Origin of the sequence: Enterobacter cloacae complex sp. SHL020 (assembly GCF_049236945.1) — a bacterium.
Classification (GTDB): domain Bacteria; phylum Pseudomonadota; class Gammaproteobacteria; order Enterobacterales; family Enterobacteriaceae; genus Enterobacter; species Enterobacter dykesii.
Window position 1 is genome coordinate 70246 of the sequence record NZ_JBMKJF010000013.1, and the last position, 23382, is coordinate 93627.

At 54.6% G+C, this 23382-nt stretch carries 22 protein-coding genes; 8 read left to right on the forward strand and 14 right to left on the reverse strand.

All coding sequences use genetic code 11. The features are described from left to right. Positions 1–3: 3 nt before the first annotated feature. The 10 genes from atpA to asnC form a co-directional block, all read right to left on the reverse strand. A complete protein-coding gene (atpA, locus tag ACOTZB_RS21495; RefSeq protein ID WP_006808751.1) occupies positions 4–1545 on the reverse strand; it encodes a F0F1 ATP synthase subunit alpha in 1542 nt (513 codons plus the stop codon). 12 nt (positions 1546–1557) lie between these two features. Then, complete coding sequence (gene atpH, locus ACOTZB_RS21500; protein ID WP_023309790.1) at positions 1558–2091, reverse strand: F0F1 ATP synthase subunit delta; 534 nt, start codon at positions 2089–2091, stop codon at positions 1558–1560. 14 nt (positions 2092–2105) lie between these two features. Further along, positions 2106–2576: a F0F1 ATP synthase subunit B gene (gene atpF / locus ACOTZB_RS21505; RefSeq protein ID WP_014072436.1), complete on the reverse strand. Its 471-nt coding sequence runs from the start codon at positions 2574–2576 to the stop codon at positions 2106–2108. Positions 2577–2624: 48 nt separating this feature from the next. Then, the gene (gene atpE, locus ACOTZB_RS21510) at positions 2625–2864 is read right to left on the reverse strand and encodes a F0F1 ATP synthase subunit C (protein WP_000429386.1); all 240 of its coding nucleotides are present in this window, start codon (positions 2862–2864) and stop codon (positions 2625–2627) included. Between the two features lie 49 nt (positions 2865–2913). Next, entirely contained in the window at positions 2914–3729 is an 816-nt protein-coding gene (gene atpB / locus ACOTZB_RS21515; RefSeq protein ID WP_023309789.1) for a F0F1 ATP synthase subunit A, read from the reverse strand. Positions 3730–3737: 8 nt separating this feature from the next. Next, complete coding sequence (gene atpI / locus ACOTZB_RS21520; protein ID WP_008500194.1) at positions 3738–4118, reverse strand: F0F1 ATP synthase subunit I; 381 nt, start codon at positions 4116–4118, stop codon at positions 3738–3740. Positions 4119–4734: 616 nt separating this feature from the next. After that, positions 4735–5358, reverse strand: a complete 624-nt coding sequence (rsmG, locus tag ACOTZB_RS21525) for a 16S rRNA (guanine(527)-N(7))-methyltransferase RsmG (RefSeq protein ID WP_421628490.1) — start codon at positions 5356–5358, stop codon at positions 4735–4737. Positions 5359–5464: 106 nt separating this feature from the next. Then, positions 5465–7354, reverse strand: coding sequence for a tRNA uridine-5-carboxymethylaminomethyl(34) synthesis enzyme MnmG (gene mnmG, locus ACOTZB_RS21530; protein WP_421628491.1), 1890 nt, complete (start codon positions 7352–7354; stop codon positions 5465–5467). 374 nt (positions 7355–7728) lie between these two features. After that, positions 7729–8178, reverse strand: a complete 450-nt coding sequence (gene mioC, locus ACOTZB_RS21535) for an FMN-binding protein MioC (protein ID WP_023309786.1) — start codon at positions 8176–8178, stop codon at positions 7729–7731. 90 nt (positions 8179–8268) lie between these two features. After that, complete coding sequence (asnC, locus tag ACOTZB_RS21540) at positions 8269–8727, reverse strand: transcriptional regulator AsnC (RefSeq protein ID WP_023333916.1); 459 nt, start codon at positions 8725–8727, stop codon at positions 8269–8271. Positions 8728–8878: 151 nt separating this feature from the next. On the opposite strand from asnC, the gene asnA reads away from it, so the two are divergent. Further along, complete coding sequence (gene asnA, locus ACOTZB_RS21545; RefSeq protein ID WP_047173125.1) at positions 8879–9871, forward strand: aspartate--ammonia ligase; 993 nt, start codon at positions 8879–8881, stop codon at positions 9869–9871. Here asnA and viaA read toward each other — a convergent pair whose 3' ends face one another. Together viaA and ravA are read right to left on the reverse strand one after the other, a co-directional pair. After that, positions 9872–11323 (reverse strand): ATPase RavA stimulator ViaA, encoded by a 1452-nt coding sequence (gene viaA, locus ACOTZB_RS21550; protein ID WP_047650042.1) that lies wholly within the window; start codon positions 11321–11323, stop codon positions 9872–9874. It abuts the gene before it with no gap. Beyond that, positions 11317–12813, reverse strand: a complete 1497-nt coding sequence (gene ravA / locus ACOTZB_RS21555; protein ID WP_023309782.1) for an ATPase RavA — start codon at positions 12811–12813, stop codon at positions 11317–11319. The genes viaA and ravA overlap by 7 nt, the downstream gene beginning before the upstream one ends. Before the next feature lie 222 nt (positions 12814–13035). Here ravA and kup point away from each other — a divergent pair, with 222 nt between their 5' ends. From kup to rbsR, 7 genes are all read left to right on the forward strand, one after another. Then, positions 13036–14904 carry a low affinity potassium transporter Kup gene (gene kup, locus ACOTZB_RS21560; protein ID WP_048976516.1) on the forward strand — a complete coding sequence of 623 codons (1869 nt, stop codon included), beginning with the start codon at positions 13036–13038 and terminating at the stop codon, positions 14902–14904. A 197-nt stretch (positions 14905–15101) separates the two neighbouring features. Continuing rightward, on the forward strand, positions 15102–15521 hold the full coding sequence (gene rbsD, locus ACOTZB_RS21565) for a D-ribose pyranase (protein WP_032662094.1): 420 nt from the start codon (positions 15102–15104) through the stop codon (positions 15519–15521). A 7-nt stretch (positions 15522–15528) separates the two neighbouring features. Then, positions 15529–17034 (forward strand): ribose ABC transporter ATP-binding protein RbsA, encoded by a 1506-nt coding sequence (rbsA, locus tag ACOTZB_RS21570; RefSeq protein WP_421628492.1) that lies wholly within the window; start codon positions 15529–15531, stop codon positions 17032–17034. Between the two features lie 4 nt (positions 17035–17038). Further along, entirely contained in the window at positions 17039–18004 is a 966-nt protein-coding gene (rbsC, locus tag ACOTZB_RS21575; RefSeq protein ID WP_006808742.1) for a ribose ABC transporter permease, read from the forward strand. Between the two features lie 27 nt (positions 18005–18031). Next, complete coding sequence (gene rbsB, locus ACOTZB_RS21580; RefSeq protein WP_010426610.1) at positions 18032–18922, forward strand: ribose ABC transporter substrate-binding protein RbsB; 891 nt, start codon at positions 18032–18034, stop codon at positions 18920–18922. A gap of 106 nt (positions 18923–19028) precedes the next feature. Then, complete coding sequence (rbsK, locus tag ACOTZB_RS21585; RefSeq protein WP_421628493.1) at positions 19029–19958, forward strand: ribokinase; 930 nt, start codon at positions 19029–19031, stop codon at positions 19956–19958. A gap of 3 nt (positions 19959–19961) precedes the next feature. After that, positions 19962–20954: a ribose operon transcriptional repressor RbsR gene (gene rbsR / locus ACOTZB_RS21590; RefSeq protein WP_193805373.1), complete on the forward strand. Its 993-nt coding sequence runs from the start codon at positions 19962–19964 to the stop codon at positions 20952–20954. Here rbsR and mdtD read toward each other — a convergent pair. Then, positions 20920–22353: a multidrug transporter subunit MdtD gene (mdtD, locus tag ACOTZB_RS21595; RefSeq protein ID WP_193805372.1), complete on the reverse strand. Its 1434-nt coding sequence runs from the start codon at positions 22351–22353 to the stop codon at positions 20920–20922. The genes rbsR and mdtD overlap by 35 nt on opposite strands. Beyond that, entirely contained in the window at positions 22350–23057 is a 708-nt protein-coding gene (locus ACOTZB_RS21600; RefSeq protein WP_193805371.1) for a FadR/GntR family transcriptional regulator, read from the reverse strand. The genes mdtD and ACOTZB_RS21600 overlap by 4 nt, the downstream gene beginning before the upstream one ends. Positions 23058–23382: the final 325 nt, after the last annotated feature.

Here is a 23382-nt window from a genome sequence, read left to right on the forward strand (position 1 = left end):
CGATTACCAGGATTGGGTTGCTTTGAAGGAATCGAGGATAGCTTTCAGCTTGCCTTCGATTTCGTCGTTATAGCCACCGGTCTGGTTGATCTCTTGCATCAGCGGAGCGTGATCACGGTCGACGTAAGCCAGCAGAGCTGCTTCGAAGCTACCGATTTTCGCCAGTTCCACATCTTCGAGGTAACCGCGTTCAGCCGCGAACAGTACCAGGCCCTGCTGAGCAACAGACATTGGTGCGTACTGTTTCTGCTTCAGCAGTTCGGTCACTTTCTGACCGTGGCTCAGCTGTTTACGGGTTGCTTCGTCCAGATCGGATGCGAACTGAGAGAACGCAGCCAGTTCACGATACTGTGCCAGCGCGGTACGGATACCACCGGACAGTTTCTTGATGATCTTGGTCTGAGCAGCACCACCAACACGGGATACGGAGATACCCGGGTTAACCGCCGGACGAATGCCGGAGTTAAACAGGTTGGTTTCCAGGAAGATCTGACCATCGGTAATGGAGATTACGTTGGTCGGAACGAACGCAGAAACGTCACCCGCCTGGGTTTCAATGATCGGCAGAGCGGTCAGAGAGCCCGTTTTACCCTTCACTTCACCTTTGGTGAAGTTCTCGACGTATTCCGCGTTAACGCGGGAAGCACGCTCCAGCAGACGAGAGTGGAGGTAGAATACGTCGCCAGGGAACGCTTCACGTCCAGGTGGACGACGGAGCAGCAGGGAAACCTGACGATAAGCAACAGCCTGTTTAGACAGGTCATCGTATACGATCAGTGCATCTTCACCGCGGTCACGGAAGTATTCGCCCATTGCGCAACCGGCATATGGCGCCAGGTATTGCAGTGCAGCGGATTCAGACGCAGTTGCTACCACAACGATGGTGTTAGACAGTGCGCCGTGCTCTTCCAGTTTACGAACCACGTTGGAAATGGTGGACGCTTTCTGGCCGATGGCCACGTACACACATTTGATGCCGGAGTCACGCTGGTTGATGATGGCGTCAATAGCCATCGCGGTTTTACCGGTCTGACGGTCACCGATGATCAGTTCACGCTGACCACGACCGATTGGGATCATGGCATCAACGGACTTATAACCTGTCTGAACAGGCTGATCTACGGACTGACGGTCGATAACGCCCGGTGCGATAACTTCGATTGGAGAGAAGCCATCGTGCTCAACCGGACCTTTACCGTCGATTGGCGCACCCAGGGTGTTAACAACGCGACCCAGCAGGCCACGGCCAACCGGCACTTCCAGAATACGGCCAGTACACTTAACCTTCATGCCTTCGGCGAGGTCAGCGTATGGACCCATCACAACTGCACCTACGGAGTCGCGCTCCAGGTTCAGTGCGATAGCGTAACGGTTACCCGGCAGGGAAATCATCTCACCCTGCATACAATCGGCCAGGCCGTGGATGCGGATAACACCGTCACTTACAGAAACAATAGTACCTTCGTTGTGAGCTTCACTCACAACACTGAACTGAGCAATGCGCTGCTTGATCAGTTCGCTGATTTCGGTGGAATTCAGTTGCATGCTCCAGTCCCCTTAAGACTGCAAGACGTCTGCAAGGCGTTCAAGACGGCCGCGTACGCTGCCATCAATGACCATATCACCCGAACGGATGATTACGCCTGCCATTACAGACTTATCGATTTTGCAATTCAGCTTAACTTTGCGTGACAGACGTTTTTCCATCGCGGCGGTGATTTTCGCAAGCTGTTCATTACTCAGTTCAGTCGCAGAAGTCACTTCGACTTCAGCGGTTGCTTCACTAAGGGCACGTAAGTGCTCAAACTGCTCGAGAACATCCGGGAGCACACGGAGACGACCATTTTCTGCCATCACCTTAATCAGGTTCTGGCCGTTGGCATCCAGTTGCTCTCCGCACACGGCGATAAACGACGCGGCGAGAGTTTCAGGTGCTAACGCACCGGAAAGCAACTCAGCCATTTGTTCGTTTTTCGTCACCTCAGCGGCAAACGCCAGCATATCCTGCCAGCGATCGACATTTTGGTGTTCGACAGCAAAGTCAAAAGCTGCTTTGGCGTAGGGGCGAGCTACCGTAACAAATTCAGACATCAGCCCCTCCCTCCTTACAGTTCAGCGACAAGTTTGTCCACGATGTCGCTGTTAGCAGCTTCATCCACGGAACGTTCGATGATCTTCTCGGCGCCAGCAACAGCCAGAATCGCAACCTGCTTACGCAGTTCTTCACGAGCACGTTTACGCTCAGCATCAATTTCTGCCTGAGCCTGTGTCACGATCTTAGTACGTTCCTGTTCTGCTTCAGCTTTGGCTTCGTCCAGGATCTGAGAACGGCGTTTGTTAGCCTGTTCAATGATTACCTGAGCTTCAGCTTTCGCTTTTTTCAGCTGGTCTGTCGCGTTGGCCTGTGCAAGGTCCAAATCTTTCTTAGCGCGTTCTGCGGAAGCCAGACCGTCAGCAATTTCTTTCTGACGTTTTTCGATGGCAGCCATTAAAGGCGGCCATACATACTTCATGCAGAACCAGACAAAGAGAATAAACGCGATGGCCTGGCCGAGGATTGTTGCGTTCATGTTCACAGCACAATACCTCTTTAATTTCTGTGGCTTAGGGTTTTAAAACTACTACTACGCGACAGCAAACATCACGTACAGACCCAGACCTACAGCGATCATTGGGATAGCATCCACCAGACCCATAACGATAAAGAACTGAGTACGCAGCAGAGGAATCAGATCAGGTTGACGCGCTGCGCCTTCCAGGAATTTGCCCCCGAGGATGCCGATACCGATCGCAGCACCGATAGCCGCCAGACCCATCATCACAGCGGCAGCCATGTACAGCAGATCCATATTCAGGTTTTCCATGACAGTCTCCAGTTTGTTTCAATTAAAACGTAGTAGTGTTGGTAAAAAATCAGTGCTCTTCAGACGCCATCGACAGATAGACGATCGTCAGAACCATGAAGATAAAGGCTTGCAGCGTAATGATCAGGATGTGGAAAATGGCCCATGGCACATTCAGAATCCACTGTGACCACCACGGCAGAAGACCCGCGATCAGAATGAAAATCAGCTCACCCGCATACATGTTGCCGAACAGTCGCAGACCCAGTGAAACAGGTTTGGACAGCAGGCTAACGCCTTCCAGGATCAGGTTGACCGGAATAAACGCCCAGTGGTTGAACGGCTGCAAGGTAAGCTCTTTCACAAAGCCGCTTACGCCTTTCATTTTGATGCTGTAGAAAAGAATCAGGATAAATACGCCCAGCGCCATCGACAGGGTGATGTTCACGTCCGCAGACGGTACAACACGCAGCGCTGGCAGGCCGAAGATGTGCTCGCCGATGAACGGCAGCAGATCGATTGGCAGCAGGTCCATCAGGTTCATCAGGAAGACCCAAACGAACACGGTCAGGGCCAGCGGAGCAATCAGCTTGCTCTTACCATGGTACATGTCTTTGACGCTGCCATGGACGAAGCCGATGATCATTTCGATGAAGGTCTGGAATTTCCCTGGTACACCGCTGGTCGCTCGTTTAGCAACACCGCGGAACATGGCCAGGAACAGAAGACCCAAAACCACCGAGAAGAACATGGAGTCGATGTTGATCGTCCAGAAGGTGGCCGGGGGGTTATGTGGATCCACCAGCGAGAATGTACGCAGGTCCAACTGAAGGTTATTCAGATGGTGACCTATGTAATCCTGCGGCGTCATATTTTCTGAAGCCATGATGCCTTTTACCCTTTGTTATTGATTACAGCTGGAGCCAGAACTTGTACCACCAGCACCAAAACCCACGTTGCTATCAGCGGCATGAAGACCACTTTCAAAACCGCCAGCGCCATCACCAGTAGAGCAAAGGTCAGCAACACCTTACACACTTCGCCGAGGGCGAAGGACCAGGCCACGCGGCCTTTGGCGGGTGTATGCGCCTGATGACGCCAGGCAAAAATCATAAACAACACGTTTGGCAGCACAACCGCCAAACCCCCGCACACGGCGGAGATGCCCCAGAAGGGGTCTTTGAGGCTAAACAGCAGTCCACTTGCTATCACAGCCAGAAACTGAATGAACAGAAGCTTACGAGCAACGTTTCTACTCAAGAGCGACACAGACATCACGTTTTTACTCCTGCTCCCTTCGAGGTATGCCGCGTGTCGTATAAAACGTCCTTTAAGGCTCAGAGTCAAGCATCAAAAAGCGGTCAAATTATACGGTGCGCACCCGTGATTTCAAACATTAAGTAGCGAAAAGGTGAATAAATGTTTAAATATTTTTCCCCACCGCTATTTTTTAACTTTCGCTGAAAGCGTCAACCTTCGACCAAAACTGCAAACAGCGCGAAAACGTTGGCGATAAAGCGTGCACGAGATCACAAAACACACATTTGCGATAAGGTTGTATTTATCAAAGGCGCAAATCGCGAAAACTTATCTTTATGAAATTAAACGCAAAATACCGTAACTATTTTCAAAACAGCCCAGTACACAATAAAAACCTTTTATTGACATTCTTAATAAATAATTAACATTGCGTTCTGGTTACTGCCTTCCACTTTTAGCAGACTTATATTTTCACAGATGACTATCTTCTCGGTGAATAAAAGTCGCCAAGTTAACCATAAGAAAAACCTTAGTAAAAAAGAGGTTAAAAGCCAGCCGGTAAAACCGCGGTATTTGTGCTGTTTTTTAACATGCGAAGAACAGCACAAATTCCACATTTTTTATTAATTTTTTAAAAATTGTTTGGCTTAATTATCACCAGATGACGCTCCCCATCGAGCTGAGGAATGTGTAATTTCTCGATAGATTCAACAGCAAAACCGTCCGGAAGCTGCTCAATCTCATCGCCTGGCAACTGCCCTTTCAGCGCATAAAAGCGGCCGTTCTCCGCAGGTAAGTGTTTGCACCAGCTCACCATATCGTTGAGCGACGCAAATGCACGGCTGATAACACCGTCAAACGGCGGCTCCGCCGGGAACTCCTCTACCCTGCTCTGCACGGGCGTGATGTTTTCAAGCTTCAGCTCATGCTGTACCTGACGTAAAAAGCGCACGCGCTTGCCAAGACTGTCCAGCAATGTGAAGTGGCTCTCAGGGCGAACAATCGACAGCGGAACGCCCGGTAAACCCGGTCCCGTCCCCACATCGATGAAACGCTCACCTTTCAGCCACGGGGCAACCACGATGCTATCGAGAATATGGCGTACCAGCATCTCGTTGGGGTCACGTACTGAGGTCAGGTTGTACGCTTTGTTCCATTTGTTCAGCATATCGACATAGCCCACCAGCTGATTTTTCTGGTGATCGGTGAGCGAAATACCTGCCTGATCCAGCAGACGAGAGAGTTTGTTGAGCACGGTGAATACCTGTTGAGAGTTTTTTGCCCGGTGGCGCTGCCGCTTACCGGGCCTACGAATAAGTAGGGCGGGTCAGCGAAGCGCCACCCGCCAAAAGCAATGTCAATTACGCGCTGCGGCGCAGCATGCCCTGCTTTTTCAGCCAGACCAGCAGGATCGAAATCGCCGCAGGGGTAACACCCGAGATACGGGATGCCTGGCCGATCGATACTGGTTTGTGATCGTTCAGCTTGGCGATCACTTCGTTGGAAAGGCCCGTCACCTGGCGGTAGTCCAGCATTTCCGGCAGCAGCGTGTTTTCGTTACGCTGCTGTTTTTCGATCTCATCCTGCTGACGCGCGATGTAACCTTCGTACTTCACCTGGATCTCAACCTGCTCTGCCGCTTCAGCGTCTTCCAGTCCCGGCGCGAACGCGGTCAGTTTGACCAGGTTCTCGTAGGTGACTTCAGGACGGCGCAGCAGATCTTCCCCGCTGGCTTCGCGCGACAGCGGCGCTGTTAAGTGAGCGTTTACTTCGGCAGCGGTTTCCGCCTGCGGATTCACCCAGGTGGTTTTCAGGCGCTGACGTTCCTGTTCAATGCGCTCCAGCTTTTCGTTGAAGCGCGCCCAGCGTTCGTCATCGACCAGACCCAGCTCGCGACCCATTTCGGTCAGACGCAGGTCGGCGTTATCTTCACGCAGCATCAGGCGATATTCCGCGCGAGAGGTAAACATACGGTACGGTTCTTTGGTACCCAGCGTGCAAAGATCGTCAACCAGCACGCCCAGATACGCCTCAGAACGGCCGGGTGCCCAGCCCTCTTTCTCAGCAGAAAAGCGCGCGGCGTTCAGACCGGCAAGCAGGCCCTGTGCAGCCGCTTCTTCGTAGCCGGTGGTGCCGTTAATCTGCCCCGCGAAGAACAGACCGTGGATGAATTTGCTTTCCAGGGTAGGCTTCAGGTCGCGTGGATCGAAGAAATCGTACTCAATAGCGTAGCCGGGGCGAACAATTTTCGCATTCTCCATCCCCTGCATTGAGCGAACAATTTGCATCTGCACATCGAACGGCAGGCTGGTGGAGATGCCGTTCGGGTAAATTTCGTTTGAGGTCAGCCCTTCCGGCTCCAGGAAGATCTGGTGCTGGTTACGATCGGCAAAGCGCATCACTTTGTCTTCGATCGACGGGCAGTAGCGTGGACCGATCCCTTCGATCACGCCGGCATACATGGGGCTGCGATCGAGGTTGTTGCGGATCACATCATGAGTTTTCTCGTTGGTATGCGTGATGTAGCACGGTACCTGCTGCGGATGCTGAGCCGCATTGCCCATGAACGAGAACACCGGCATGGGGTTATCACCGTGCTGTTGCGCCAGCACGCTGAAATCAATGGTGCGCGCATCAATACGCGGCGGCGTGCCGGTTTTCAGGCGGCTAACGCGCAGCGGCAGTTCACGCAGACGGCGAGACAGTGGAATAGACGGCGGATCGCCGGCACGGCCACCGCTGTAGTTATCCAGACCGATATGAATTTTACCGTCAAGGAAGGTGCCCACGGTCAGCACCACGGCTTTCGCGCGGAATTTGAGGCCCATCTGGGTCACGGCGCCCACGACGCGATCGTTCTCAACGATAAGATCTTCAACCGCCTGCTGGAAGATCATCAGGTTCGGCTGGTTCTCCAGAGCGGTACGCACCGCCTGACGGTAAAGCACGCGGTCTGCCTGAGCTCTGGTCGCACGCACAGCGGGACCTTTACTCGCGTTTAGTATCCTAAACTGGATGCCAGCCCGATCGATCGCTTTCGCCATCAGGCCGCCAAGTGCATCCACTTCTTTTACCAGGTGTCCTTTCCCAATGCCGCCAATCGCCGGATTACAGGACATTTGTCCCAGCGTGTCGATATTGTGTGTCAAAAGCAGGGTCTGCTGACCCATACGCGCTGCGGCCATTGCGGCCTCAGTGCCTGCATGACCCCCGCCAATGATGATGACGTCAAAAGGATCCTGATAAAACATGGTGGTCTGCCTCGCGTAAAGCGGTATGAAAATGGATTGAAGCCCGGGCCGTGGATTCTACTCAACTTTAGTCTTTCGAGAAAGCATTGGGATCCTGGGCTATTAAAAAGAAGATCTTTTTATTTAGAGATCTGTTCTATTGTGATCTCTTATTAGGATCGCGAACCTGTGTGGATAAGTCCGATCTCACAAAGAAGATCATGCAGTTAGAAAGGATCGTTTGCTGTGAATGATCGGTGATCCTGGACAGTATAAGCTGGGATCAGATCGCGACTTTATACACAGGTCAAAAACGACACAACAGTTGCTCTTTGGATAACTACGGGTTAATACGAGCTTTTAACCAGAGTTATCCACATCTGTTCGCGCGATCTTTAATCGTTTTTGAGTAAATTTTTCCATTCCGCGAGCCAGATCTCGGCTGGATCCTCCGGAATGTCATGATCGAGGATGTTGATCTTGAGCGTTTCACCCAGCTGTTTTGCTCCGCAGGAGGTGACAGCGGCTTCAACTTTCTCTATTGCCCCGCAAAAGGTGTCATATTCACGACTGCCGATCCCCACCGCGCCAAAACGGACGTTTGACAGGTCGGGCTGCTGTTCCAGCAGTTCGTCATATAAAGGTTGCAGGTTATCCGGCAGATCGCCCGCGCCGTGCGTGGAGGTGATCAGCAGCCAGACCCCGTCAGTCGGGAGATCTTCAAGCAACGGACCGTGCAGGGTTTCCGTAGAAAAGCCCGCATCTTCCAGCTTTTCAGCCAGGTGTTCCGCTACGTATTCCGCACCACCAAGGGTGCTGCCGCTGATAAGGGTAATGTCCGCCATTGATCGCTCGCCCAGATAAAGAGACGGCCATTGTACGCTGTGAACGAGCTGGGATCTACCTGTGGAAAATGTGGGAATGAAATTGCCCGATCACGGGCGGATGGTACGCATGATCGGGTTTTGCAGGGAGATCAGCGTCTCGGTGGACTGAATTTCATCGATTGTTTGGATCTTGTTGATAAGTACCTGCTGGAGGGCGTCGATGGATCGGCACATGACTTTAATAAAGATGCTGTAATGCCCGGTGGTGTAATACGCCTCGGTGACTTCATCCAGCGCGTTCAGCTTCGCCAGGGCGGAAGGGTAGTCTTTGGCGCTTTTAAGAATGATGCCGATGAAGCAGCAGACGTCGTAACCCAGATGTTTAGGACTGACGTCAATGCGTGCGCCGGTAATGATCCCCGCCTGCTTCATCTTCTCTACGCGGACGTGAATGGTTCCCGGGCTGACGCCAAACTGTTTTGCCAGCTCGGCGTAGGCGGTACGGGCATTGGCCATTAACGCCTCCAGAATGCCGCGGTCGAGATTGTCGATCTGATAATTTTCCATAGTTTTTTCTTATGAGGATTAATGAATCACCCTATTCTAGCGTTTAATTTTATCGAATCAAAAGTGAAGGTGGCTTTTTTTTGATGAGTTATTGAATATGATGCCATTTCTGTTGCTTAATCAATATCAACAGGACGCAGGAGTATAAATAATGAAAACCGCTTACATCGCAAAACAACGCCAGATCAGTTTCGTAAAATCCCATTTTTCCCGCCAGCTGGAAGAGAAGCTTGGCCTTATTGAAGTTCAGGCGCCGATTCTGAGCCGCGTGGGTGACGGGACGCAGGATAACCTCTCTGGATGCGAAAAAGCGGTACAGGTAAAAGTGAAAACGCTGCCAGACGCTCAGTTCGAAGTGGTTCATTCCCTGGCGAAGTGGAAGCGTCAAACTCTGGGACAACACGACTTCAGCGCGGGCGAAGGGCTCTACACGCACATGAAAGCCCTTCGTCCCGATGAAGACCGCCTTTCTCCGATTCATTCCGTTTACGTTGACCAGTGGGACTGGGAGCGCGTAATGGGTGATGGTGAACGCCACGTCGGTACGCTGAAATCCACCGTTGAGGCGATCTACGCCGGGATCAAAGCAACCGAAGCGGCCGTGAGCAAAGAGTTTGGTCTGGCACCGTTCCTGCCGGATACGATCCACTTTGTCCACAGCCAGGAGCTGCTGAGCCGCTTCCCGGATCTCGATGCTAAAGGTCGCGAGCGTGCGATCGCTAAAGAATTAGGTGCAGTATTCCTGATCGGTATCGGCGGCAAACTGTCTGATGGCAAACGCCACGACGTTCGCGCACCGGATTATGATGACTGGAGCACTGTAGGTGAGGGCGAATTTGCCGGGCTGAACGGCGATATTCTGGTGTGGAACCCGGTACTGGAAGACGCATTCGAGATTTCATCTATGGGGATCCGCGTGGATGCCGACGCGCTGAAGCGCCAGCTGGCGGTCACCGGTGATGAAGATCGTCTCAAACTCGAGTGGCACCAGGCGCTGCTGCGCGGTGAAATGCCTCAGACGATCGGCGGCGGTATCGGCCAGTCCCGTTTAACCATGCTGCTGCTGCAATTACCCCATATCGGTCAGGTTCAGTGTGGCGTCTGGCCGCAGCAGGTACGTGAAAGCGTCGGTTCTCTTCTGTAATTAACGCTGCCAGCGTCTGAGCAGGCGGCTACGCAACCCGGTATCAAAGCGCCAGATATGATCGAAGATGCGCATGATGCCGGGTTTTCCATGGGCTGACATCGCCACCGCGTGAAAACGGTGCTGGTGCACCCGCTGTAATTCCTTCACCTTATTCACCACGTCATCCGGCAGCCGCTGGGCAATAAAATCGGAAATCACCACCGCGTCAGCGTCGTACCAGTCGCCGCCCTGCATACGCTCCACAATACTGCGGAAGCAGCTGGCCAGATCCGTGCCGCCTCGAAAGCGCTGGCTCAGAAAGCGGATTGCCTGCTCGATCCCCTGCTGGTTCGTCAGCTCATAGCCCACCACCTCGCTGGAGAAGAGCATGATGAAGCAGCGACGGCGATCGGCGAGCGCCACGCGCATCAGTGCCAGACAGAACGCCTTCGCGCACTGCTCGTTAAACCCGCCCATCGAACCGGACGTATCCACGCAAACAATGAATGGCCCGCGCGGCTGTTCATCAAAATCCTGATGGACGACCGGCCGTTGGCTGACTTTCTCGCGCCAGGCTTCGCCGTGCAGCCGGTAGGTGAGGAGCTGTTTTTCCACCAGCCGACGGTAAAACTCATACTCCAGCTCGGTCATCCCGAGCGTGCTCAGTTCCGTGGGCAGCAGGCGTAAAATGTCATCGCTCTGCTGGAGCCCGTCGACCTGCTCCGGCACGGTAGCCGGTTCGCGCACCAGGGTGCGGAAGGTTTCCATCGGGGCATCTTTCTTTGGGACCGATTTTGCCTCCCTTGAGCGGCCCAGCTGTTCTGCAAGCTTCATCAGCTCGGGCTGCTGCGCCAGAAAATCACCGTATTTGACGATCAGCTGATAATCCCCGCGCCGGAGCTGACCGGCGCTCATGTCCCACAGACGCCCTGCGGCGTTTTCATTCTCCACCAGCACCTGTTCTAGCTGGCCGCTCAGCGTCATACGTTCCTGAACTTCACTGAGCAGCTGTTCACGCTCTTCATCCAGCAGCTGCTGGTTCAGCGTTGTGGCCTGCACCACCAGGCTGAGGCGCCAGCGCTGTAAGAAGAGGGTATGCAGTGCGGGGGTAAAGGTTGCGTTGTCCGTGACCAGCACCCGTGCCTGGCTGGCAAACGGAGAGTGGACGTTATCGAGCAACGTCAGGGTTTGCGGGAGCTGGACGATAAACTGCGACGTGGAGAGCCGCTGGCACTGCTGATAGCAGGCCACCTCTTCCGTTAACTCAGGCGGAACTTCGGTCTCCCTGAACCGCTGACGCAAATTTTCCCGCCAGCGGGGCAGATCGTCCGTCATCGCCTTTTTTAGCTTCGGAAATTTTTCAAAAAACGCCGCCAGCTGCGGCGACGCCAGAAGGGTAATGACCACTTCTTCGATCAACCCCTCCTCGCTGACGGCCAGCATGACGTTAAGCGTATCGAGCGTTAGCATTGACGCGCCTGTTTGATCTGCGCGCTGACGTCCTGCAGGCTGGCTTCGATGCGACCTAACCAGTCGCTATGAATAAAGAGGCATTTTTGCTGCTCGCTAAAGCGGGTGTGCTGCTGATGCCATTCGGTATCCAGCGCTTCCAGCTGCTGCTTGATCTCTTCCGGCACGCTATCCGAAGCGGTTCCCGGCAGCGCAAGACGCGATCCCTGGAGGCTGACGTCGCGGATCACCAGGTGCTGGCTGCTGTCCACTTCCATATTCAGCGGCTGCGCGAAACCAATGCCGTTGAGTTTTCCTCGGATCTCTCCGCCCTTATCCAGCCACTGCGCCAGCGCCTCGCGCTCAATCGTAATGTGCACCACCTGCATATCATGCAGTTTAAGCGGTTGCTGGAGCAGCAGCGTTAGCGTTGCGCCGGTCAGATCCGCGGGAAGCTCGTAGTGCGGTTTGCGGGCGAACATGCCCCCAAGGCGATTCACTTTCAGCGCGGTTTTATCACTTTGCTGCTGCTGGAGCTGGATGCGCCGCTGGGCAATCGCTCCCAGCTGGTTGAGCATTGCCTGCTGTCCCCAGGCGTGTCCGGTCATCAAAACGTCAAGCTGCTGCTGCATCAGATTCATGCCTTCTGCGTCGTGCCAGAGGCAATCTTTCAGCAGGATCAGATCGATTGGCGCAACGGCATCACGGCCGCTGAACAGGGCGCTCGCCTGCAGCAGGCGGATCGCTTTTTTCCACCGGCGATCGGAGACATAGGGCGCTGAAGGGATGAGATCAAGCTGCTGGCGCAGCAGATAGATCAGCTCGAAGACGGCGTCTGGCAGTTTGATTTTGCCGATATCCTGCTGCCACTGGTGATACTCCTCATCCGTCACCTGCAGCGAAGCGGATACCGGGTTTTCACTTTCATCCTGCTGGCTGACCAGCATGGAGCGGAAGTTGGACTTATCCTGAACTTTGTCCAGCCACAGACGGATAAGCATACGGTCATACAGCGCTTCCAGACTGCTGTCGGCTTCAGGCAGTTCGTTAGAGGCGGCCACCAGCAGGCGCATCGGGATTTTCTCTTCACTGGCGCCGTTACGGAATCGACGTTCGTTTATCGCCGTGAGGAGGGTGTTTAGAATAGCCGGCCCCGCTTTCCAGATCTCATCGAGAAAAACAATCTCAGCCTCCGGAAGATACCCTTCTGTCAGGCGCTGATAGCGCCCCTCATCTTTCAATGCCTGAATGGAGAGCGGACCAAAAACTTCTTCTGGGGTGGAAAACCGGGTCATGAGATATTCGAAGGCGCGGGCGTTCTGAAAAGCAAATTTTAGCCTGCGGGCAATCAGGCTTTTGGCAATGCCCGGCGGTCCCAGCAAAAACACGCTCTCACCGCTCAGCGCCGCCAGTAAGCAGAGGCGGATGGCGTGGCTACGCTCGAAAAGGCCTTTCTCCAGCGCGCTGCTGAGGCGGGAAATTCTTTCTGCTAATAAATGTGAGTGAGCCATAATAGTTTTGCATCCTTTCGCCGTCGTGGCGGCCAATTGAAGCGAGTATAGACGTTTCAGTCAGGGCAGGTAATAGACTGAAGTGCGGCGCAATTTTCTTTGCGCTACATTAATGCGGTTGCATTTAGGGGTACGATTTTGCAATGAATCGTGCATACTGTGCGCTTTTTGTGGGCCAAGGGACCGGGAACACATTTGTTATTTAAACGAAAAGACTAGTCTATGAGCACTGATAATAAGCAATCATTACCCGCAATAACGCTTGCGGCGATCGGGGTTGTCTACGGTGATATCGGCACCAGCCCGCTTTATACGCTTCGTGAATGTCTGTCCGGCCAGTTTGGTTTTGGTGTTGAACGCGATGCCGTGTTTGGCTTCCTGTCCCTCATTTTCTGGCTGCTGATCCTGGTGGTTTCCGTTAAATATCTCTCCTTCGTTATGCGTGCTGATAACGCAGGTGAAGGTGGGATCCTGACCCTGATGTCTCTTGCCGGACGTAATACCTCGGCCAGGATGACCTCTGTACTGGTCATTATCGGCCTGATTGGCGGCAGTTTCTTCTACGGGGAAGTGGTGATAACGCCGGCTATCTCGGTGCTGTCGGCGATTGAGGGGCTGGAGATTATCGCTCCGCAGCTTGATTCATGGGTGGTTCCGCTGGCCATTATTGTCCTGACGCTGCTGTTCATGATCCAGAAGCACGGTACAGGGCTGGTGGGTAAATTGTTCGCGCCGATTATGCTGGCCTGGTTCCTGATCCTGGCGGCGCTTGGTTTACGCAGCATTATCGCGAACCCGGAAGTGCTGCATGCGCTGAACCCTTACTGGGCGGTGCATTTCTTCCTCGAATACAAAGTGGTTTCCTTCGTGGCGCTGGGGGCCGTCGTGCTCTCCATCACCGGTGTGGAAGCGCTGTATGCTGACATGGGCCACTTCGGGAAACTGCCTATCCGCGTGGCATGGTTTATTGTGGTGCTGCCGTCGCTGGTGCTGAACTACTTCGGTCAGGGTGCGCTGCTGCTTAAAAACCCGGAAGCGATCAAGAACCCGTTCTTCCTGCTGGCTCCCGACTGGGCGCTGGTGCCGATGCTGATCCTGGCGACGCTGGCGACCGTCATTGCCTCCCAGGCGGTGATTTCCGGCGTGTTCTCTCTGACGCGCCAGGCCGTGCGTCTGGGGTATCTCTCACCGATGCGCATCATCCATACCTCAGAGATGGAGTCAGGCCAGATCTACATCCCGTTTGTTAACTGGCTCCTCTATTTCGCGGTTGTTATTGTTATCGTCAGCTTCGAGCACTCCAGTAACCTGGCGGCGGCGTACGGTATTGCGGTAACCGGTACGATGGTGCTGACATCGCTTCTCTCCACCACGGTGGCGTACCGAAACTGGCACTGGAATAAATTCCTCGTGGCGATGATTCTGGTGGGCTTCCTGTTTATCGACGTGCCGCTGTTCTCAGCGAACCTCGATAAAATTGTCTCCGGTGGCTGGCTGCCGCTGACGCTGGGTCTGGTGATGTTCATTGTCATGACCACCTGGAAAAGCGAACGCTTCCGCCTGCTGCGCCGCATGCATGAGCACGGCAATTCTCTGGAGGCGATGATCGCTTCTCTGGAGAAATCCCCGCCGGTCCGCGTGCCGGGTACTGCGGTATATATGTCTCGCGCGCTGAATGTGATTCCGTTCGCGCTGATGCATAACCTCAAGCACAACAAAGTGCTGCACGAGCGCGTGATCCTGCTGACGCTGCGCACAGAAGATGCGCCTTACGTTCACAACGTGCGTCGTGTGCAAATCGAGCAGCTGTCGCCGACATTCTGGCGCGTGGTGGCGAGCTACGGCTGGCGCGAAACGCCAAACGTGGAAGAGGTGTTCCACCGCTGCGGTCTGGAAGGGCTGAGCTGTCGGATGATGGAGACGTCGTTCTTTATGTCGCACGAGTCGCTGATCATCGGCAAGCGACCGTGGTATCTGCGCCTGCGCGGCAAGCTATACCTCATCCTGCAGCGTAACGCCCTGCGCGCGCCTGACCAGTTTGAGATCCCGCCTAACCGCGTGATTGAGCTGGGAACACAGGTCGAGATCTAATCCCTTCTGAAAATGCCGGGTGGCGCTTCGCTTACCCGGCCTACCAAACCCCTCGCCAACCCACAATAATTGTCTCTGCATTTCACTTAGCGAAACGTTTCGACGTCGATCACAAATCTGTTACGTCATGATGGTTTTCTGAACATTTCTGGCGCTACACTATTTTTAGCGAAACGTTTCGCTAGTGGAGCAAGAAAATGAAGAAAGGCACGGTACTCAACTCAGAAATCTCATCGGTTATTTCCCGTCTTGGGCATACCGATACGCTGGTGGTTTGCGATGCAGGCTTACCGGTTCCGCGCAGCACAACCCGTATCGATATGGCGTTAACGCAGGGTGTACCCTCGTTTATGCAGGTACTGGACGTGGTGACCGCGGAGATGCAGGTTGAGGCCGCCATTCTCGCAGCGGAAATCAAACAACATAATCCGCAACTCCACGAAACGTTGCTCAGCCATATTGAGCAACTGCAACAACACCAGGGAAACACCATAGAAATTCGTTACACGACGCATGAACAGTTCAAACAACAAACCGCAGACAGTCAGGCGGTGATTCGCAGCGGGGAGTGTTCCCCGTATGCGAATATCATTCTCTGTGCTGGCGTCACATTCTGAGGCCATCATGGACGCATTACTGCAACTCAAAGGGATCGATAAGTCGTTCCCGGGCGTAAAAGCCCTCTCCGGCGCGGCGCTGAACGTCTACCCCGGGCGCGTGATGGCGCTGGTGGGGGAAAACGGTGCCGGCAAATCCACCATGATGAAAGTGCTGACCGGTATCTATCAACGCGATGCCGGTTCACTCGTCTGGCTGGGAAAAGAGACCACCTTCAATGGCCCGAAATCCTCTCAGGAAGCGGGCATCGGCATTATTCACCAGGAGCTGAACCTGATCCCGCAGCTCACCATTGCGGAAAACATCTTCCTCGGCCGCGAGTTTGTTAACCGGTTCGGCAAAATCGACTGGAAAACCATGTATGCCGAAGCGGACAAGCTGCTGGCGAAGCTGAACCTGCGCTTTAAGAGCGACCGCCTGGTAGGCGATCTGTCCATTGGCGATCAGCAGATGGTGGAAATCGCGAAGGTGCTGAGCTTTGAGTCGAAGGTCATCATTATGGATGAACCGACCGACGCCCTGACCGATACCGAAACGGAATCCCTGTTCCGCGTTATCCGCGAGCTGAAGTCGCAGGGGCGCGGGATTGTCTATATCTCTCACCGCATGAAAGAGATCTTCGAGATCTGTGATGACGTCACCGTCTTCCGCGACGGGCAGTTTATTGCCGAGCGCGAAGTCGCCACGCTGACCGAAGATACGCTCATTGAAATGATGGTGGGACGCAAGCTCGAAGATCAGTATCCGCATCTGGATAAAGCGCCGGGTGAGATCCGCCTGAAGGTGGACAACCTCTGCGGTCCGGGTGTGAACGACGTGACCTTTACCCTGCGCCAGGGCGAGATCCTGGGCGTGGCGGGCCTGATGGGCGCGGGACGTACCGAGCTGATGAAAGTGCTCTACGGCGCACTGCCGCGCACCAGCGGTTATGTCACCCTTGACGGTCATGAAGTGGTCACCCGCTCTCCGCAGGATGGTCTGGCGAACGGCATCGTCTATATCTCCGAAGACCGCAAACGCGACGGCCTGGTGCTGGGGATGTCGGTTAAAGAGAACATGTCCCTGACCGCGCTGCGTTATTTCAGCCATAGCGGCGGTAGCCTGAAGCATAAAGATGAGCAGCAGGCGGTCAGCGATTTTATCCGTCTCTTTAACGTCAAAACCCCGTCGATGGAGCAGGCGGTTGGCCTGTTGTCCGGCGGTAATCAGCAGAAAGTGGCGATTGCGCGCGGGCTGATGACTCGTCCGAAAGTGCTGATTCTCGATGAGCCAACCCGCGGCGTAGACGTGGGCGCGAAGAAAGAGATTTATCAGCTGATTAACCAGTTCAAGGCCGACGGTCTGAGCATCATTCTGGTCTCTTCCGAGATGCCAGAAGTATTAGGCATGAGCGATCGCATTATCGTCATGCATGAAGGGCATCTCGGCGGTGAATTCACTCGCGAGCAGGCCACCCAGGAAGTTCTGATGGCTGCCGCTGTGGGCAAGCTTAATCGCGTGAATCAGGAGTAAGAAGATGACTACCCAGGCTGTTTCTGGTCGCCGCTATTTCACAAAGGCATGGCTGATGGAACAAAAATCGCTGATTGCCCTGCTGGTGCTGATCGCGATTGTATCGACCATGAGCCCGAATTTCTTCACCGTAAATAACCTGTTCAACATTCTGCAGCAGACGTCGGTGAACGCCATTATGGCGGTCGGCATGACGCTGGTGATTTTGACCTCAGGTATCGATCTGTCCGTCGGTTCCCTGCTGGCGCTCACCGGCGCGATCGCCGCTTCGATTGTCGGCATTGAAGTCAACGCGCTGGTGGCCGTGGCCGCTGCCCTGGCGGCAGGCGCGGCGATTGGTGCCGTAACCGGCGTGATTGTGGCAAAAGGCCGCGTTCAGGCGTTCATCGCCACGCTGGTGATGATGCTGCTGTTGCGCGGGGTGACCATGGTGTATACCAACGGCAGCCCGGTCAATACCGGCTTCACCGATAACGCCGATCTGTTTGGCTGGTTCGGTATCGGTCGCCCGCTGGGTGTTCCGACCCCGGTCTGGATCATGGCTATCGTCTTCCTGGCGGCGTGGTACATGCTGCACCACACCCGTCTGGGCCGCTATATTTATGCGCTGGGCGGTAACGAAGCGGCAACGCGCCTGTCCGGTATCAGCGTTAATAAAGTCAAAATTATCGTTTACTCCCTGTGCGGTCTGCTGGCATCGCTGGCAGGTATCATCGAGGTGGCGCGCCTTTCCTCCGCGCAGCCGACGGCGGGTACGGGGTATGAGCTGGATGCTATCGCAGCAGTGGTTCTGGGCGGTACGAGTCTTGCGGGCGGTAAAGGTCGCATTGTTGGGACATTGATCGGCGCACTGATTCTCGGTTTCCTGAATAATGGTTTGAATTTGTTAGGTGTTTCCTCCTATTACCAGATGATCGTTAAGGCAGTGGTGATTTTGCTTGCGGTACTGGTAGACAACAAAAAACAGTAACTGACGACACTACAGGACATCTTAGATATGAACATGAAAAAACTGGCTACCCTGGTTTCTGCTGTCGCGCTGAGCGCAACCGTAAGTGCTAACGCCATGGCGAAAGATACCATCGCGCTGGTTGTCTCTACCCTGAACAACCCGTTCTTCGTCTCCCTGAAGGACGGTGCGCAGAAAGAAGCGGACAAACTGGGCTACAACCTGGTGGTACTGGATTCACAGAACAACCCGGCGAAAGAGCTGGCTAACGTTCAGGACTTAACCGTTCGTGGCACCAAAATTCTGCTGATCAACCCAACCGATTCTGACGCCGTCGGTAACGCCGTTAAAATGGCAAACCAGGCGAAAATTCCGGTGATCACTCTGGACCGCCAGGCAACGAAAGGCGAAGTTGTTAGCCACATTGCGTCTGATAACGTGCTGGGCGGCAAAATCGCGGGTGATTACATCGCGAAGAAAGCCGGCGAAGGCGCGAAAGTTATCGAACTGCAGGGGATTGCCGGTACGTCCGCAGCCCGCGAGCGTGGTGAAGGCTTCCAGCAGGCTGTGGCTGCGCACAAATTCAACGTGCTGGCCAGCCAGCCGGCCGACTTCGACCGTACTAAGGGTCTGAACGTTATGCAGAACCTGCTGACCGCACACCCTGACGTGCAGGCGGTATTCGCGCAGAACGACGAAATGGCGCTGGGCGCGCTGCGTGCCCTGCAGACCGCAGGTAAATCTGATGTGATGGTTGTCGGATTTGACGGCACGCCGGATGGTGAAAAAGCAGTAAACGATGGCAAACTGGCTGCGACCATTGCTCAGCTGCCTGAGCAGATTGGCGCCACCGGCGTTGAAACTGCCGACAAAGTGCTGAAGGGCGAAAAAGTTCAGGCCAAATACCCGGTTGACCTGAAGCTGGTCATTAAGCAGTAAAAGGCGAATCAGGCAGTCGCTGGCTGCCTGAGGGACACCAATAAAGAAAAGTGTGGCATACGCCACCGGGTAACACCGGTGGCGCTCTCAGATGGACAACCCAACCATGAAAACCGCAGGCAACCTCGTCGTCCTTGGCAGTATCAATGCCGATCACATTCTTAACCTTGAATCGTTCCCTGCACCGGGCGAAACCGTCACGGGTAACCAGTATCAGGTGGCATTTGGCGGTAAAGGTGCCAACCAGGCCGTCGCTGCGGGTCGCAGCGGGGCGAAAATTGCGTTTATCGCCTGCACGGGTGATGACGATACCGGCGAGCGCGTACGCAAACAGCTGGCGAGCGACAATATTGATATCGCACCGGTCAGCGTTGTTGCAGGGGAATCGACCGGCGTGGCGCTGATTTTCGTCAACGCTGAAGGTGAGAATGTCATCGGTATTCATGCGGGCGCTAACGCTGCGCTGACGACGGAGCGCGTAGAAGCGCAACGTACAATCATCGGCAGAGCCGAAGCCCTGCTCATGCAGCTGGAATCACCGGTTGAAAGCGTGCTGGCCGCCGCGAAAATTGCGCATGAAAATCATACCACTGTCGTACTTAACCCGGCCCCGGCCCGTGTATTATCAGACGAGTTGCTGGCGCTGGTGGACATCATTACGCCGAACGAAACCGAAGCCGAAAAGCTGACGGGCATTCGCGTAGAAAATGATGACGATGCCGCGCGAGCCGCGCGTGCACTGCATGATAAGGGCATCGGTACCGTGATTATCACCCTTGGTAGCCGTGGGGTGTGGGCAAGCGTCAATGGCGAAGGCCGTCGCGTGCCGGGCTTTAAGGTCAAAGCGATTGATACCATCGCGGCGGGAGATACCTTCAACGGTGCACTGGTCACCGCGCTGCTGGAAGGCAAGAGAATGGATGACGCTATTCGCTTCGCTCACGCTGCTGCCGCGATTGCGGTAACGCGCAAGGGCGCCCAGCCTTCCGTTCCGTGGCGTAAAGAGATCGATGAATTCTTAAGTCAGCAGGGGTAACGCTTGGCCACAATGAAAGATGTCGCCCGCATGGCGGGTGTTTCTACCTCGACGGTCTCCCACGTTATAAACAACGATCGCTTCGTCAGCGAGGCGATTCGGGAGAAAGTCGAAGCTGCGGTAAAAGAACTCAACTATGCGCCGTCTGCGCTGGCGCGCAGCCTTAAGCTCAACCAGACGCGCACCATCGGTATGCTGATCACCGCGAGTACCAACCCCTTTTATTCAGAACTGGTTCGCGGCGTGGAGCGCAGCTGCTTCGAGCGTGGCTACAGCCTGGTGCTGTGTAATACCGAGGGTGACGAGCAGCGCATGAATCGTAACCTGGAAACGCTGATGCAAAAACGCGTCGACGGGCTATTGCTGCTCTGCACCGAAACGCACCAGCCCTCGAAAGAGATTATCCAGCGCTATCCTTCGATTCCCACCGTGATGATGGACTGGGCGCCGTTCGACGGAACCAGCGATCTCATTCAGGATAACTCCCTGCTGGGCGGCGATATGGCGACTCAGTATCTGATTGATAAAGGCTATACCCGCATCGCCTGTATTACCGGTCCGCTGGATAAAACCCCGGCGCGTTTGCGTCTGGAAGGGTATCTCTCCGCCATGGAGCGGGCGGGCCTTTCCGTGCCGGAAGGGTACCGTATCACCGGTGATTTTGAGTTTCACGGTGGTTTTGAAGCGATGCAGACGCTGCTGGCGCAGCCTCAGCGTCCGCAGGCGGTGTTTATCGGCAACGACGCCATGGCGTTTGGTGCCTATCAGGCGTTATATCAAGCCGGTTTGCGTGTTCCCCACGATATGGCGGTAATCGGCTACGATGATATCGAGCTGGCCAGCTATATGACACCGCCGCTCACCACCATCCATCAGCCAAAAGATGAACTGGGCGAGCTGGCCATCGATGTGCTGATCCACCGTATGGCACAGCCCACGCTGCAACAGCAACGGCTGCAGCTTACTCCTGTTCTGATGGAACGCGGTTCGGTTTAGCTTTCTCTTTGTGACGCTCTTTAATCAGGTTTCGGCCGTCTTTCGGTTTTAACAGCATAAAGACAAGCGCCGATACCACGGTAAGTGCGCCCATGGTGATAAAGGTATAGTGGAACTGCTCAACGGTATTTGCGCTGTCGAAGCCTTCATAAAACCGCAGCACCGCCGCACTCACGGCAACCCCTAAACTGATCGACAGCTGTTGCGTCACCGCCAGCACGCTGTTGCCGCTGCTGGCGTTCTCGTCAGTCAGGTCGGCGAGGGTGATGGTGTTCATCGACGTGAACTGCGTCGACATCGCCATGCCCAACACAAACAGCGGCAGGATCAGCATCCAGACGGGTAACGCGGCGGATTGCAGCGAGAACTGCGCAATCATCAGGCCGATAAAGACCGTCACGCCAACCAGCGTCTTACGATAGCCAAACCAGCGCAGCACCTGTGTAACGGTTGATTTTGCCAGAATCGAGCCCATTGCCGTGGGCGCCATCATGCAGCCGGCAATCAGGGCCGGGTAGCCGAAACCCACCTGCAGCATCAATGGCATCAGGAACGGTACACAACCCGTCCCCAGACGAGACGCAATGTTCCCTGCAATCCCAACGGAAAACGTTCGGGTGTTAAAGAGCCCCAGGGAGATCAGCGGTGTCGGATGACGGCGCGCGTGACGTATATAAAGAAGGAACAGCAGAATACCGCTGAGGATGACGGCTAGTGCCAGCCACGTTTCAACGATCTTCTCGCCAAACAGCTCCATCCCGCTGGAGAATAACACCAGGCTCAGGCCAAACAGGAAAAAGCCGCCCATGTCGAAGCTGCGCCTTGGCGTGGTGAAGTTCGGCATATATTTGCGGGCATACAGAAGCCCCACAACGCCAATTGGAATATTAATCAGGAAGATCCAGTGCCAGCTTGCCCAGGTGACAAACACGCCACCGAGTACCGGGCCAAGAATCGGGCCAACCAGGCCCGGCATGGTGACGAAGTTGAGCACGGGAAGCAGTTCGCTCCTGGGGTAGGCTCGCAGCAAGGCAAGACGCGCCACCGGCATCATCATCGCGCCGCCAATGCCCTGCAATACGCGGAAGATAACCAGCTCCGTTAAGGATGAGGAGAGCGCACAGGCCAGCGAACCGAGCGTAAAGAGCGTTACGGCCAGCATGAAAACTCTGCGGGTGCCAAAGCGGTCGGCCAGCCACCCGCTGACCGGAATTAACATTGCGACCGTCAGGGTGTAGCTGATGATAGCGGACTGCATCGCCAGCGGGGAGCGGTTAAGGCTTTGCGCTATAGCGGGAAGCGCTGTGTTGAGGATGGTGGCATCCAGTGCCTGCATAAAAAACGCCATGGCTGCAATCCACGGCAATCCGGCCATGCTGCGCGCTTTTTTGTTTGTCATTTTTTTACCTGCTGGTGGGTTGGCGCGGCCAGCAATGCCTGGCACGCACTCAGGGCTCGCTGCCCGTCGCTTTCCTGGATGGCATCAACAATCGCCTGGTGCAAATCCAGTTTTACCACTTCGTTTTGTGTAATAGAGGTAAAGTAGGTGTGATACACCGAATGAAATAAAGAGGCAAAAGAGGTGAGAAACGGATTGGCGCTCATCATATAGATGTGTTCATGCCAGGCCATATCGACCTCAACCCAGCGTTCGCGGTTGAAGTGTTTTTTCAGGAACACCATCTCTTCCATCAACGCGTTAAGCTGCGCTTTCTGCTCTGCTGTTCCCAGCGTGGCGGCAAGCAGACATGCCTGAGGTTCAAGGCTGCTGCGCATCACCAGAAAGTGATCGACGACCTGGTGAAAGTTATCTTCCGTCATCCACCAGGAGAGCAGCTCCTGATCGAGAAAATTCCAGTTACTCTGTGGCATCACGCGTGTGCCAATGCGAGGGCGTGGAAGCACCATACCTTTTGCCGTTAGGGTTTTCACCGCTTCGCGCACGGCGGTACGGCTCACCCCAAACTGCTCACCCAGCTCCATCTCACCCGGCAGGATGCTACCCGGGGCATATTTACCCGCTAAAATCCGCTGAGCCAGCTTTTCTGCCAGCACGTACGACAGGTTTTTTTGGGCGGCCAGCTGTTGTGCGCTTAATGGCATCGCTTTTATTCCTTAAAGATTCATGCTGATAATTATGCCACCTCGAATGTGATTGTGGTTGCAGATACATCAAATAGAACAATTTGTAGCTTGATTTCACCTCTGTTGGTGAAAAAAAACGCGGATGGAAACTTTTTTTAAATTTCCTCTTGTCACGTCGGAATAACTCCCTATAATGCGCCTCCACTGACACGGAACAACGGCACACACGCCGCCGGGTCAGCAGAGAATAGCGAAAATAAACGCTTGACTCTGAAGCGGGAAAGCGTAATATGCACACCCCGCGCCGCAGCGAAAAGCGAAGCGGCACTGCTCTTTAACAATT

Excerpts from the sequence above, each read along its gene's own strand:
- atpA (WP_006808751.1), bottom strand. The coding sequence starts at position 1,545 with ATGCAACTGAATTCCACCGAAATCAGCGAACTGATCAAGCAGCGCATT.
- atpH (WP_023309790.1), bottom strand. The coding sequence starts at position 2,091 with ATGTCTGAATTTGTTACGGTAGCTCGCCCCTACGCCAAAGCAGCTTTT.
- atpE (WP_000429386.1), bottom strand. The coding sequence starts at position 2,864 with ATGGAAAACCTGAATATGGATCTGCTGTACATGGCTGCCGCTGTGATG.
- atpB (WP_023309789.1), bottom strand. The coding sequence starts at position 3,729 with ATGGCTTCAGAAAATATGACGCCGCAGGATTACATAGGTCACCATCTG.
- atpI (WP_008500194.1), bottom strand. The coding sequence starts at position 4,118 with ATGTCTGTGTCGCTCTTGAGTAGAAACGTTGCTCGTAAGCTTCTGTTC.
- mnmG (WP_421628491.1), bottom strand. The coding sequence starts at position 7,354 with ATGTTTTATCAGGATCCTTTTGACGTCATCATCATTGGCGGGGGTCAT.
- mioC (WP_023309786.1), bottom strand. The coding sequence starts at position 8,178 with ATGGCGGACATTACCCTTATCAGCGGCAGCACCCTTGGTGGTGCGGAA.
- asnC (WP_023333916.1), bottom strand. The coding sequence starts at position 8,727 with ATGGAAAATTATCAGATCGACAATCTCGACCGCGGCATTCTGGAGGCG.
- asnA (WP_047173125.1), top strand. The coding sequence starts at position 8,879 with ATGAAAACCGCTTACATCGCAAAACAACGCCAGATCAGTTTCGTAAAA.
- viaA (WP_047650042.1), bottom strand. The coding sequence starts at position 11,323 with ATGCTAACGCTCGATACGCTTAACGTCATGCTGGCCGTCAGCGAGGAG.
- ravA (WP_023309782.1), bottom strand. The coding sequence starts at position 12,813 with ATGGCTCACTCACATTTATTAGCAGAAAGAATTTCCCGCCTCAGCAGC.
- kup (WP_048976516.1), top strand. The coding sequence starts at position 13,036 with ATGAGCACTGATAATAAGCAATCATTACCCGCAATAACGCTTGCGGCG.
- rbsD (WP_032662094.1), top strand. The coding sequence starts at position 15,102 with ATGAAGAAAGGCACGGTACTCAACTCAGAAATCTCATCGGTTATTTCC.
- rbsA (WP_421628492.1), top strand. The coding sequence starts at position 15,529 with ATGGACGCATTACTGCAACTCAAAGGGATCGATAAGTCGTTCCCGGGC.
- rbsC (WP_006808742.1), top strand. The coding sequence starts at position 17,039 with ATGACTACCCAGGCTGTTTCTGGTCGCCGCTATTTCACAAAGGCATGG.
- rbsB (WP_010426610.1), top strand. The coding sequence starts at position 18,032 with ATGAACATGAAAAAACTGGCTACCCTGGTTTCTGCTGTCGCGCTGAGC.
- rbsK (WP_421628493.1), top strand. The coding sequence starts at position 19,029 with ATGAAAACCGCAGGCAACCTCGTCGTCCTTGGCAGTATCAATGCCGAT.
- mdtD (WP_193805372.1), bottom strand. The coding sequence starts at position 22,353 with ATGACAAACAAAAAAGCGCGCAGCATGGCCGGATTGCCGTGGATTGCA.
- ACOTZB_RS21600 (WP_193805371.1), bottom strand. The coding sequence starts at position 23,057 with ATGCCATTAAGCGCACAACAGCTGGCCGCCCAAAAAAACCTGTCGTAC.